This is a genomic window from Streptomyces sp. 147326 (genome assembly GCF_045000215.1).
In the GTDB taxonomy this organism is placed as follows: Bacteria; Actinomycetota; Actinomycetes; order Streptomycetales; family Streptomycetaceae; genus Streptomyces.
Window position 1 is genome coordinate 2,917,849 of sequence record NZ_CP134201.1, and the last position, 11,764, is coordinate 2,929,612.

Annotated in this window: 10 protein-coding genes; 3 read left to right on the plus strand and 7 right to left on the minus strand. The window is 73.3% G+C overall.

Annotation, left to right across the window (positions count from 1 at the left end):
- The first annotated feature begins 125 nt into the window (after positions 1-125).
- A complete protein-coding gene (locus RIU97_RS12650; RefSeq protein ID WP_404956240.1) occupies positions 126-1,049 on the plus strand; it encodes an NADP-dependent oxidoreductase in 924 nt (307 codons plus the stop codon).
- Positions 1,050-1,092: 43 nt separating this feature from the next.
- On the opposite strand, the gene RIU97_RS12655 is transcribed toward RIU97_RS12650, so the two are convergent.
- On the minus strand, positions 1,093-3,546 hold the full coding sequence (locus RIU97_RS12655) for a helix-turn-helix domain-containing protein (RefSeq protein ID WP_404956242.1): 2,454 nt from the start codon (positions 3,544-3,546) through the stop codon (positions 1,093-1,095).
- 199 nt (positions 3,547-3,745) lie between these two features.
- Between RIU97_RS12655 and RIU97_RS12660 the strand changes: the two genes are divergently transcribed.
- Positions 3,746-4,519, plus strand: a complete 774-nt coding sequence (locus tag RIU97_RS12660) for a PE-PPE domain-containing protein (RefSeq protein WP_404956244.1) — start codon at positions 3,746-3,748, stop codon at positions 4,517-4,519.
- Between the two features lie 68 nt (positions 4,520-4,587).
- Here RIU97_RS12660 and mnmA read toward each other — a convergent pair whose 3' ends face one another.
- Positions 4,588-5,721, minus strand: a complete 1,134-nt coding sequence (mnmA, locus tag RIU97_RS12665; RefSeq protein WP_404956247.1) for a tRNA 2-thiouridine(34) synthase MnmA — start codon at positions 5,719-5,721, stop codon at positions 4,588-4,590.
- A gap of 69 nt (positions 5,722-5,790) precedes the next feature.
- On the opposite strand from mnmA, the gene RIU97_RS12670 reads away from it, so the two are divergent.
- The gene (locus tag RIU97_RS12670) at positions 5,791-6,459 is read left to right on the plus strand and encodes an N-acetylmuramoyl-L-alanine amidase (protein ID WP_404956249.1); all 669 of its coding nucleotides are present in this window, start codon (positions 5,791-5,793) and stop codon (positions 6,457-6,459) included.
- Here RIU97_RS12670 and RIU97_RS12675 read toward each other — a convergent pair.
- The 5 genes from RIU97_RS12675 to RIU97_RS12695 all read right to left on the minus strand — a co-directional run bounded on the left by RIU97_RS12675 (position 6,452) and on the right by RIU97_RS12695 (position 11,682).
- Positions 6,452-7,615: a cysteine desulfurase family protein gene (locus RIU97_RS12675; RefSeq protein WP_388470666.1), complete on the minus strand. Its 1,164-nt coding sequence runs from the start codon at positions 7,613-7,615 to the stop codon at positions 6,452-6,454. The genes RIU97_RS12670 and RIU97_RS12675 overlap by 8 nt on opposite strands.
- A gap of 219 nt (positions 7,616-7,834) precedes the next feature.
- Positions 7,835-8,689, minus strand: a complete 855-nt coding sequence (locus RIU97_RS12680; protein ID WP_404956252.1) for a thioesterase family protein — start codon at positions 8,687-8,689, stop codon at positions 7,835-7,837.
- Positions 8,690-8,736: 47 nt separating this feature from the next.
- Positions 8,737-9,393, minus strand: a complete 657-nt coding sequence (locus tag RIU97_RS12685; protein ID WP_404956254.1) for a trimeric intracellular cation channel family protein — start codon at positions 9,391-9,393, stop codon at positions 8,737-8,739.
- A 175-nt stretch (positions 9,394-9,568) separates the two neighbouring features.
- A complete protein-coding gene (locus tag RIU97_RS12690; RefSeq protein WP_404962824.1) occupies positions 9,569-10,663 on the minus strand; it encodes an ABC transporter ATP-binding protein in 1,095 nt (364 codons plus the stop codon).
- 8 nt (positions 10,664-10,671) lie between these two features.
- Positions 10,672-11,682 carry an ABC transporter ATP-binding protein gene (locus RIU97_RS12695; protein WP_404962825.1) on the minus strand — a complete coding sequence of 337 codons (1,011 nt, stop codon included), beginning with the start codon at positions 11,680-11,682 and terminating at the stop codon, positions 10,672-10,674.
- Positions 11,683-11,764: the final 82 nt, after the last annotated feature.

Sequence of the window (11,764 nt, forward strand, 5' to 3'; positions counted from 1 at the left end):
CCAGATCCTGTCACATAGTGGCCATTCGGCCAACACCATGGGGCGCCGTGATGCCTGACTGTGGGACGTGTCGCCGGGAATCCACCCGGTACGGCACGGATTCAGATGGAATGAGGCGGAACAGCATGCGCGCGATGGTCGTGAACGGATGGGGCGGCCCCGAGAACCTGGTCGAGCGGGAGATCGAGCGGCCGGAGCCCGGCCCGGGCGAGATCCTCGTGCGGGTCCGCGCGGCCGGCGTGAACCCGGTCGACTGGAAGACCCGGGCCAGCGGAGGGCTGATCGCCTGGGGCGAGGTCCCGATCGTCGGCTGGGACGTCTCCGGCACCGTCGAGGCGGTCGGCCCCGGCGTGACCCTCTACGGCCCGGGCGACGAGGTGTACGGGATGCCGGGCTTCCCGCGGCAGGCGGGCGGCTACGCCGAGTACGTGGCGGCCCCGGCCCGGCACTTCGCCCGCAAGCCGGCCTCCCTCGACCACGTGCAGGCGGCCGCGCTGCCGCTGGCGGCGCTGACCGCCTGGCAGGCGCTGGTGGACACGGCCGGGGTCACCGCCGGGCAGCGGGTGCTGGTGCACGCGGCGGCCGGCGGGGTCGGGCACTTGGCGGTGCAGATCGCCAAAGCCCGCGGCGCGTACGTGATCGGCACGGCGAGCGCGGGCAAGCACGCGCTGCTGCGCGAGCTCGGCGCCGACGAGGTGATCGACTACCGCACCACCGACTTCGAGGACGCCGTCTCCGGCGTGGACGTCGTGGTCGACGCGTTCGGCGGGGACTACGGGCAGCGCTCGCTGAAGGTGCTGAAGCCGGGCGGCCACCTGGTGACCCTGCCGAGCCCGGACGGCCTCCCCGCCGACGCGGAGGGCGTGCACGCCTCCTGGGTCCTCGTGGAGCCCGACCTGCAGGGCCTGCGGGAGATCGCGGCCCTGGTCGAGCAGGGCCTGCTGAGGCCCCTGATCGACACGGTGCTCCCGCTGGAGCAGGCCGCGAAGGCCCACGAGATCGGCGAACTGGGCCGCACCACCGGCAAGATCGTCCTGACGGTGGCCTGAGCGGCGCGGTCCGCCGCGGGACGGCCCGGGGCCCGGACAGGGCCTAGCGTGTGGGCCGTCCGCGCAGGTGGCGCTGGAGCCGGGCGTGGCGGAACTGGTAGACGGCGCCGACCTGGCGCAGCACGCCGCGCCGGTAGGCGTCCTCCAGGAAGGCGACGGTCGCCCAGGGGAGGCGCCCGGTCAGCGGCAGCCAGATGCGGGTCAGGAGCAGCCACTGGCCCCAGGCGGTGAACGCCAGGGCGTAAGAGAGCGCTCCGGCCACCCCGCCCACGGCGCCGAGCGCGAGCCCGTCGGCCATCGGCCAGGTCAGGGGGCCGACGACGCCCTGGAGCAGCTCGGTCATGAGCCGGCCGCCGAAGGCGATCACCACGGTGAGCATCGGCGCGAGGAAGAGGGCCTGGCGCACCACGATGCTGCGGTTGATGGCCAGCAGGTCCGTCGGGGTGGCGGCGGAACCGAGGTCGATGGGGGTCTCCAGGGTCGCCACGAGCCCGAGTACGAGCCCTCCCGCCAGGGCGAACGTGAGCCCGTACATCAGGCAGTTGACGGCCGTCGCCTCGATCACCGCCGGGTTGACCAGCACCCCGCCGTACGTCAGCTGCGCACCGACGGTGAAGGCGAGCCCGCAGCCGAGGCCCATCACGAAGCCGCCCAGCAGTCCGGCCGGTACGAGAGTGGCGACCCGGCGGGCGGACGGTCCGGCGGACCGCCGGTGGCGGCCCGGGAGCCGCATCCGCACGCGGGACGGCTCGAACGCCCGGATCCCGAGCACGGCCATGAGTCCGTGGACCAGCCCGAAGGCGAGGCCGACGGCGGGGCCGAACAGCAGCGCGTCCAGCAGGCCGGTGCCGAGCGCGAAGGCGGCGCCGTGGCCCGCCGCCAGGTTCTTGGCGGGGAAGACCAGCCAGTCGGCGAGCGCGGTGACCAGGGAGCAGGCGAGGACGACGGCCACAATGCGCGAGGTCAGCGGCAGGGATTCGCGCAGCTGCCACCAGGCCAGGTCCTGGCCCTCGCGCCGCCCGGGCCGGTCCAGGTGTTCGGCGAGGTGGCCCAGGTAGCGCCGGGCGCGCTGCGGCTCCCAGCTACGGGGCCTGCGGGCACCCGGGACGGCCGTGGGGAGGGTCTGGTAGACGCTCGGCACGAACCCGGCCAGCAGGTGCTCCTCGATGGCCTCCGGGTTCGGGAAGCGGGCGGCGTCCAGCAGTACGGCCGGGTCCCGGGCCGGGGTGTCGCTGTAGGCGGTCCGGGCGAGCAGGACCATCAGCGGTGTGCTCAGTACGGTCGCCAGGTGGGCGCCCGGCCCGCCGTCCGGGTCCGTGCGCAGCCGCTCGAGGACGGGGTCCCAGCCGGTGGCGGCCCGGCCGTCACGGTCGGCCGGTGCGGTGGGGCGCGCGGTGCGGGGCAGGTAGTGGACCAGGCCGTCGGCGTCCAGGTCCAGCAGCTCGATGCCCGCGGTCCTGCGCAGCACCTCGACCCGGACGGCCTCGGCGAACTGCTCGGTGCGGCTGGTCAGGAGCAGCGGCAGCGCGCTCGCGTTGAGTTCGCGCAGGGCGACGCCGAGCAGCCCGGTGGCCATCTCGTCGAACCCGTCCAGCACCGGCAGGATCCATCCGGCGTCCACCAGGGCGGCCGCGAGGGTGGAGCCACCGGGAGCGCGTGCGTCGAGGTTCGGGTGGTCGCGCAGCAGGCGGGCGATCAGCCAGTCGCGCAGGGTGGTTCCGGGCGGGTCCCACGATCCCATGCTGAAGACCACGGGCACCGGCTCGCCGTCGGAGCGCGTGCCCAGGTGGTCGAGGACGAAGCGCAGGACGAGGACGGTCTTGCCGGAGCCGGCCCGGCCGAGGACCACCAGCCGCCCGGAGCGGACGCGCCGGTAGACGTCGGCGATCTCGGCGAGGCCGCCGTCCAGGGACAGCGGGCCGCGGGCGGCGCCGGGCGCGGTGCCACTGATGTTGTCCGCGTGGTCCAGCAGGTCCGCGGGCACCGACCGCCAGCGGACGGGCAGCGGGAAGGGGTCGTGGATGCGGCGCTGCTCCTCCTCGCGGATGCACCGGCCGTAGACGTCGTGGGCGAGGGCGGCGGCGACCTCGGCCAGGACGCCCCGGGAGGCCGGCAGCGTGCCGGGCCGCACCGGCCGTTCGGGCACGACGGGCCCGGGCCCGGGCTCCGGCTCGGGCACAGCCGCGGGCATCGGCATCGGAACGGCCACGGCGGCAGGCGTGGTGCGCACGTCCTCCTGGGAGGCCCCGGCCGCGGATCCGTGGCCGCGGTGGGCGGCCAGCAGGTCCGTCCACAGCTCGTCACGGTCGCGCCGCAGCGCGTCGGCCAGCGCGTGCGCGACCTGCTTCACCGTCCCCATCCGGGCATCGGTGGGTTTGCCGGTCTCCAGCCGGTGGATGGTGCGGACCCCGAGCCGGGAGCGCTCGGCCAGCTGCTCCTGCGTCAACCCCGCCTCGTGCCGCAAACCGCGGAGCAACGCACCGAACTCGCTGGTCACTTGAAAGCCCTTCCCCCCGACGACGGTCCTGCCACGTGTGTCCGATGTCCTCCCGGATCCCGGTCAAACCACGGGGCGCGGTCGACCGGCCACATATGGCCGGTTGCGGGCATGGTCCGCCGACCAGCGCAAACACCACGATGGGTCCCGGTCGCCGCAGCCTATGCGGCGCCGCCTTGACCCAAGGGAGTTGACCCGTATGTCCACCACGAAGCCGAACAGGCTCACCCGGCGTCTCAAGTCCGTCGTCGCGTCGACGGTCTTACTGCTCGCCGGCGCCGTGGCCGCGCCGACCACCGCGCAGGCCGCCCCGGTGAACCACTACTACATCGAGATCGGCGGCACCGGCGCGGCCGCGGACGCGCCCGGATGCACCACGAGCTTCGACGCCGCGAACAAGCACCTGAACGGGGGCATCGCGATTCCGGTCTGCTACGTGGCCAGCGGCGGCCCCTTCGTCGGGAGCCACAACGAGCAGCCGGCCCCCTTCGCGCCGAGCTTCGGCGACAGCGTGAACCAGGGCTACTGGAACGCCAAGGCCGCCCTGGAGAACGCGTACCGCGCCGACCCGACGGCGCGCTTCACGATCGCCGGCTACTCCCAGGGCGCCTGGGTGGGCGACCTGCTGCTCCAGACGATCGCCAACAACGGCACGGAGGTGCCCCGCGACCGGGTCGACGGCATGCTCTACTCCGACCCGATGCAGCCCGGAACCGGCTTCTGGCGCCTGGTCCCCCAGGGGGTCCTGATCCCGTTCGTGGCGTACTCCCCCGGCACCGGGCCGCAGGACTTCCCCGGCGTCCCGGTCCAGCGCCACTGCATCAAGACCGACGGGGTCTGTGACGCGACGTCGCTGGACTCCTTCCCCGGCTTCCTGCAGCAGCACCCGCGCTACTTCCGGGACGGCGAGATCATCGCGACCACCCTCGCCCAGCACGGCGGCAGCGGCACGGTCTGGTACCCGGCGGCCTGATCAGCGCAGCGCGACGCCGCGGCCCGCCCGGGGGACGGGCCGCGGCGTCATGCCGTGGACGGGGCCGTTCAGACGGCGGCGGTGGCCCGCGTCGTGGTCGCGATGGTGGCGGAGCCGACCACGCGGGTGCCGTCGTAGAGCACGATCGCCTGGCCGGGGGCCACGCCGCGGACCGGCTCGGTGAAGGAGACGCGCAGCTCGCCGTCCACGACCTCGGCGAAGACCTCGGTCTCGCCTCCGTGGGCGCGCAGCTGGGCGGTGTACGTGCCGGGGGCGGCGGCCGTGGAGCCGCACCAGCGGGGGCGGATCGCCGTGAGGGCGGTGACGTCGAGGGCCTCGACGGGGCCGACCGTGACGGTGTTGTTCACCGGGGAGATGTCGAGGACGTAGCGCGGCTTGCCGTCGGGGGCGGGGTGGCCGATGCGCAGGCCCTTGCGCTGGCCGATGGTGAAGCCGAAGGCGCCCTCGTGGGTGCCGACCTTCTCGCCGGTCGCCTCGTCGACGATGTCGCCCTCGGCCTTGCCGAGGCGGCCGGCGAGGAAGCCCTGGGTGTCGCCGTCGGCGATGAAGCAGATGTCGTGGCTGTCGGGCTTCTTCGCGACGGCCAGGCCGCGGCGCTCGGCCTCGGCGCGGATCTCGTCCTTGGTGGTGAGGGTGTCGCCGAGCGGGAAGAGCGCGTGCGCGAGCTGCTTCTCGTCGAGGACGCCGAGGACGTACGACTGGTCCTTGGCCATGTCGGAGGCGCGGTGCAGCTCGCGGGAGCCGTCCTCGTTCAGCACGACGGTGGCGTAGTGGCCGGTGCAGACGGCGTCGAAGCCGAGGGCGAGGGCCTTGTCGAGCAGCGCCGCGAACTTGATCTTCTCGTTGCAGCGCAGGCAGGGGTTCGGGGTGCGCCCGGCCTCGTACTCGGAGATGAAGTCCTCGACGACGTCCTCGCGGAAGCGCTCGGCCAGGTCCCAGACGTAGAACGGGATGCCGATGACGTCGGCGGCGCGGCGGGCGTCACGGGAGTCCTCGATGGTGCAGCAGCCGCGGGCACCGGTCCGGAAGGACTGCGGGTTCGCGGAGAGCGCGAGGTGGACACCGGTCACGTCGTGCCCGGCTTCGACCGCGCGGGCGGCGGCGACGGCGGAGTCCACGCCGCCGGACATGGCGGCCAGGACGCGGAGGGGGCGGGCGGTGCGCGGCAGGTTCTCAGTCATAGCACCGTCCAGAGTACGGGGGAACCGAGCGGGGTCACAGCGCGTTATCGGGTACGGGGGGTGGATCACATGTCCGAGCTCGGGAACAAGAGATCGAAACCGCGGAACCGGACCCGCAGGGCGGTGCTGTTCGGCGGGCTCGGGGTCTTCGCGGTGGCGGCGGTCGCCGGCCGGGAGGAGATCGGCCGGGCCTGGTGGCTGATACCGGGAGTGGCCAAGCCGCGCAAGGAGGGCGAGCTCGACCACGTGGGCGCGAGCTGGACCGCGGCCTCGCCGGCGAACTGGCGGATGGCGGACCGGCCCGACGACTACCGGGTGGACCGGATCGTCGTCCATGTCACACAGGGCAGCTTCGAGGGCTCGGTGCAGGCTTTCAAGAACCCGTGGCACCGGGCGTCGGCGCACTACATGGTGCGCGGCGACGGCCACGTGGAGCAGCTGGTGCGCGAGATGGACGTGGCCTTCCACGCGGCGAACCGCTCGATGAACGAGCGCAGCATCGGCATCGAGCACGTCGGCTTCGTGGACCGCCCGCAGGACTTCACGGACGCGATGTACGCGGCCTCGGCCCGGCTGGCGGCCGACATCTGCCGCCGGTACGAGATACCGGCGGACCGCACCCACCTCGTCGGGCACTCCGAGGTCCCGGGCGCCGACCACACGGATCCGGGCCCCCACTGGGACTGGGTCCGCTACCTACGCCTCGTCCGGGAAGCCCTCGCGGCGAGCCCTAGCTGAGGCCCGCCGTGCGGGCGCGTTCCACCGCCGGGCCGATGGCCGCGGCCACGGCGGCGACGTCCTCCTTGGTGGAGGTGTGGCCGAGGGAGAAGCGCAGGGTGCCGCGGGCCAGCTGCGGGTCGGTGCCGGTGGCCAGCAGGACGTGGCTCGGCTGGGCCACGCCGGCGGTGCAGGCGGAGCCGGTGGAGCACTCGATGCCCTGGGCGTCGAGCAGGAGCAGCAGGGAGTCGCCCTCGCAGCCGGGGAAGCTGAAGTGGGCGTTGGCCGGAAGCCGCCCCTCGGGGTCTCCCCCGAGGACGGCGTCGGGCACGGCCGCGCGGACGGCGGCGACCAGTTCGTCGCGCAGGGCGCCGATCTCGGTGGCGAACCGCTCCCGCCGCTCGGCGGCGAGGACCGCGGCCACCGCGAAGGCGGCGATGGCCGGCACGTCGAGGGTGCCGGAACGGACGTGCCGCTCCTGGCCGCCGCCGTGCAGGACGGGTACGGGGGTCTGGTCGCGGCCGAGGAGCAGGGCGCCGATGCCGTAGGGGCCGCCGACCTTGTGGCCGCTGACGGTCATGGCGGCGAGGCCGCTGTCCGCGAAGTGGACGTCGAGCTGCCCGAAGGCCTGGACGGCGTCGGAGTGCAGCGGGATCCCGTGCTCGCGGGCGACGGCGGCCAGTTCGCGGACCGGCATGACGGTGCCGATCTCGTTGTTGGCCCACATGACGGTGGCCAGGGCCACGTCGTCGGGGTTGCGCTCGACGGCTTCCCGGAAGGCGTCGGGGTGCACGCGGCCGTAGCGGTCCACGGGCAGGTACTCGACGCGGGCGCCCTCGTGTTCGGCGAGCCAGTGGACGGCGTCGAGCACGGCGTGGTGCTCGACGGGGCTGGCCAGGACCCGGGTCCGGCCCGGGTCGGCGTCGCGCCGGGCCCAGTAGAGGCCCTTGACGGCGAGGTTGTCGGCCTCCGTGCCGCCGGCGGTGAACACCACCTCGCTGGGGCGGGCGCCGACCGCCTCGGCGAAGGCCTCGCGGGCCTCCTCGACGGTACGGCGGGCCCGGCGGCCGGCGGCGTGCAGGGAGGACGCGTTCCCCGTGGCGGCGAACTGCGCGGTCATCGCCGCGGCGGCCTCCGGCAGCATCGGGGTGGTGGCGGCGTGGTCGAGGTAGGCCATGATCCCCCGATTCTACGAGCCCGCCGGTGCCGGTCCGCCCGGCGGGACCCCGGGCCGCTCTGCCCCGCCGTCTCCCGGGTCCTCCCCGGGCCCCCGCGCCTGAAGGACCTGGGGCTCCGCCCCAGACCCCGCGCCTCGAACGCCGGCGGGGCTGGATCGGTGCGGCCGGGCTCGATTTGCCCGGCGCAGCCCCCGGCGCCCACGACGGACGGAGTCCGTCTAGGAACGGAGCGCGCGGGCCAGTTGGCGGGACTGGGCGACCAGGTGGTCGGTCGAGTCCCAGACCTCGGCGTCCTCCTCCAGGAAGCCGCCGGCCAGGTTGCGGGTGGTGATGGAGACCCGGAGCGGTCCGGGGGCCGGGCGGCGGCGGATGTGGGTGGTGAGTTCCACCGTCGGGGTCCAGGCCACCAGTCCGAGGTCGAAGGCGGTCGGCGGCAGCGCGTCCACCGCGAGGAGCATCGACAGCGGGTCGGCGTCGCGGCCGTCGGCCAGCTCGAACCAGGCGCGCATCTCGCCCTTGCCCGACGGGGCGCCGACGGCCCATCCCGCGGTGGCCGGGTCCAGGCGGAGCCGGAGCCGGTCCACGATGGCGGAGCTGCCGGGGATCGGGGCCGGGCCGGCCTCGGGGCCGATGCAGTCCTCGTAGGCGGGCATGACGGGCGGCTCGGCGACCGTGCGCACGTCGTCCGGCAGGGCCGCGAGGTCGCCGTAGGAGGCGAGGACGCGGATGCGCTCGACCTCGGCGCCGCTCTCGTCGTACTGGAAGAGCGAGGCCTGCCCGGTGGAGAGGGTGCGGCCGACCCGTACCACCTGCGTGCGGATCACGGCGGGGCCGGGCACGGAGGAGGTCAGGTAGTGCGCGGAGACGGTGAAGGGGTCCGGGTGCGGGAGGGCCGCGGACAGGGCCCGGCCGACCAGGGCCAGCAGGTAGCCGCCGTTGACGGCGGCGATGATCGTCCACCCGGCGGAGAGTTCCGCGTCGTACACCCCGGGCTCGTCCGCGCGTTCGGTGATGCTGGTGTCGCGGTCGAACTCACTGTCGCCGATGGAGGCCTTGGCAGCTGCGTGTGACATGAAAACGACGGTACACCGGCTTACTACTAAGCGGTAGCTTTCTTCGGTTACGGCTCTTCGGCCACCGAAGAGCGCCGGTTCCAGGCCAGCGGGGCCCGCCAGTGGTAGTGCATCGCGAGGATCCGCAGGACGAACGTGGTGACGATCGCCAGGCCGGTGGTGACGGCGTTGAGGGAGTCCAGGGCGATGAAGACGGCGACCATCGCGGCGCCGACGGTGGCCGGCACGGCGTACATCTCGCGGTCGCGCAGCAGCGAGGGCACCTCGTTGACGAGTACGTCGCGCAGTACGCCGCCACCGACGGCCGTGGCGAGACCGAGCGCGGCGGACGCGGTGAGGCCGAGGCCGTACTCGTAGGCCTTGGTCGTGCCCGTCACGCAGAACAGCGCGAGGCCGGCGGCGTCGAAGACGTTGATGGCCCGGTTGATCCGCTGGACCTCGGGGTGCAGGAAGAAGACGAGCGCGGCGGCGATCAGCGGCGTGACGAAGAAGCTGAGCTCGCCGAAGGCGGCCGGCGGGACGGCGCCGATGACGAGGTCGCGGAAGAGGCCGCCGCCGAGGGCCGTGACCAGGGCGAGGACGGCGATGCCGAAGACGTCGAAGTTCTTGCGGACGGCGAGCAGGGCGCCTGCGGTGGCGAAGACGAAGATGCCGGCGAGGTCCAGCGCATGCTGGACCCCGGGCGGGAAGAGATCGTGGAGCACGGGCTCATTGTCGCCCCTTGGCTCCCGCCGGGTTGACGGGGCCGGTGCGGCTCAAGGGCCCGGGGCTCCGCCCCAGGCCCGCGCCTCGAACGCCGGCGGGGCCGGAGCGGTGCGGCGGAGCCGGAAAGTGACCCGCGGGGCCGGGTCCGCGTGGACCCGGCCCCCGCCGGGCCGACTACTCCGTCACCTTCGTCACCGCGTCCGCCGCGCCGGGCAGGGGCTTGTCGCCCGGGGCCTGGTCGGGGGCGTTCTCCGGGTGGTGGCAGGCCACCTGGTGGCCCGTCTTCAGGGTCAGCAGCGGCGGCTCCTGCGTCGTGCAGATCTGCGTGGCCTTCCAGCACCGCGTGTGGAAGCGGCAGCCGCTCGGCGGCGAGATCGGCGAGGGCACGTCGCCCTTGAGCAGGATGCGCCCGCTCTTCGCGCCCCGACGGCGCGGGTCCGGCACCGGTACGGCCGACAGCAGCGCCTTGGTGTACGGGTGCATCGGGTTCTCGTAGAGCGCGGTCCGGTCGGCCAGTTCGACGAGCTTGCCGAGGTACATCACGGCGATGCGGTCGGACACGTGCCGGATGACCGACAGGTCGTGCGCGATGATCACGTACGTGAGGCCGAGCTCCTCCTGGAGGTCGTCCAGCAGGTTGACCACCTGGGCCTGGATCGACACGTCCAGCGCCGAGACCGGTTCGTCCGCGACGACCAGCTTCGGATTCAGGGCCAGGGCGCGGGCGATGCCGATGCGCTGGCGCTGGCCGCCGGAGAACTCGTGCGGGTAGCGGTTGTAGTGCTCCGGGTTGAGGCCCACCAGCGCCAGCAGCCGCTGGACCTCCGCCTTGATCCCGCCCTCGGGCTGCACGCCCTGGAGTTTGAAGGGGGTGCTGACGATCGTGCCGACCGTGTGCCGCGGGTTCAGCGAGCCGTACGGGTCCTGGAAGATCATCTGGATGTCCCGGCGCAGCGGCCGCATGGCCGAGGCCCCGAGGTGGGTGATGTCCCGGCCCTCGAACTCGATGCTCCCGCCCGTGGGTTCCAGCAGCCGGGTGATCAGCCGGCCCATCGTGGACTTGCCGCAACCGGACTCGCCCACGACCCCGAGGGTCTCACCGCGCCGCACCTCGAAGTCGAGGCCGTCGACGGCCTGGACAGCACCGGACTGGCGGCGCAGCAGTCCCTTGTGGATCGGGAAGTGCTTGGTGAGCCCGGACACCTTGAGCAGCGGCCCGTCCTGCTCCGCCCGCTGCGCGGGGACACCGGGGGCGTCCTTCTTCTTCATGTCCTCGGTCACAGCTTCGGCGCAATCTCTTCGGTCCAGATCCGGGTCCGCTGCTCCGTCGACATGTGGCAGGCGGACCAGTGCTTGTTCCCGTCCTCCGTCAGCTCGGGCCGCAGGGTGCGGGTGATCCCGTCCTCGGGCACGTCGGCGTACGGGCAGCGCGGATTGAAGGCACAGCCGCTGGGGATGTTGATCAGGCTGGGCGGCGAGCCCTTGACCGGGATGAGCCGCTCGGTCTGGTCGCGGTCGATGCGGGGCATCGAGCCGAGCAGGCCCCAGGTGTACGGGTGCCGGGGCTCGTAGAAGACCTTCTCGGCGGAGCCGCGCTCCACGCACCGGCCGCCGTACATCACGAGGATGTCGTCGGCCATCTCGGCCACCACGCCGAGGTCGTGGGTGATCATGATGACCGCGGAGCCGAACTCCTTCTGCAGGTCCCGGATGAGGTCGAGGATCTGCGCCTGGACGGTGACGTCGAGGGCGGTCGTCGGCTCGTCCGCGATGAGCAGCTCGGGGTTGTTCACCAGCGACATCGCGATCATGGCGCGCTGGCGCATGCCGCCCGAGAACTCGTGCGGGTAGTTGTCCACCCGCTTGTCGGGCTCGGGGATGCCGACGCGGTCCAGCATCTCGACCGCACGGGCGCGGGCGGTCTTCTTGCTCACCTGGTGGTGGACCCGGTAGGCCTCCACGATCTGGGAGCCGATGGTGTAGTAGGGGTGCAGCGCGCTGAGCGGATCCTGGAAGATCATCGCCATCTCCCGGCCGCGCAGCCGGCGCACCTCCTCCGGGTCGGCGGAGAGCAGCTCATTGCCGTTGAGCCAGATCTCTCCCGAGAGGGAGGCGCTGGAGCGGCCGCCGTTGCCGACGCGGTGCAGGCCCATGAGGGCCAGGGAGGTGACGGACTTGCCGGAGCCCGACTCGCCCACGATGCCGAGGGTCTTGCCCTTCTCCAGTTGGAAGGAGAGTCCGTCGACCGACTTCACCAGGCCGTCGTCCGTGGGGAAGTGGACCCGCAGGTCGCGGACGTCGAGGAAGGTCCCGGGCGCGCCGGCGGCCGACGCGGTGCCGGTGCTCGTTCCTGTGCCGGTTTCGGTGCCG

Bases quoted from the DNA above. Each gene is read 5' to 3' on its own strand.
- RIU97_RS12650 (WP_404956240.1), top strand. From the start codon at position 126: ATGCGCGCGATGGTCGTGAACGGATGGGGCGGCCCCGAGAACCTGGTC.
- RIU97_RS12660 (WP_404956244.1), top strand. From the start codon at position 3,746: ATGTCCACCACGAAGCCGAACAGGCTCACCCGGCGTCTCAAGTCCGTC.
- mnmA (WP_404956247.1), bottom strand. From the start codon at position 5,721: ATGACTGAGAACCTGCCGCGCACCGCCCGCCCCCTCCGCGTCCTGGCC.
- RIU97_RS12670 (WP_404956249.1), top strand. From the start codon at position 5,791: ATGTCCGAGCTCGGGAACAAGAGATCGAAACCGCGGAACCGGACCCGC.
- RIU97_RS12675 (WP_388470666.1), bottom strand. From the start codon at position 7,615: ATGGCCTACCTCGACCACGCCGCCACCACCCCGATGCTGCCGGAGGCC.
- RIU97_RS12680 (WP_404956252.1), bottom strand. From the start codon at position 8,689: ATGTCACACGCAGCTGCCAAGGCCTCCATCGGCGACAGTGAGTTCGAC.
- RIU97_RS12690 (WP_404962824.1), bottom strand. From the start codon at position 10,663: ATGAAGAAGAAGGACGCCCCCGGTGTCCCCGCGCAGCGGGCGGAGCAG.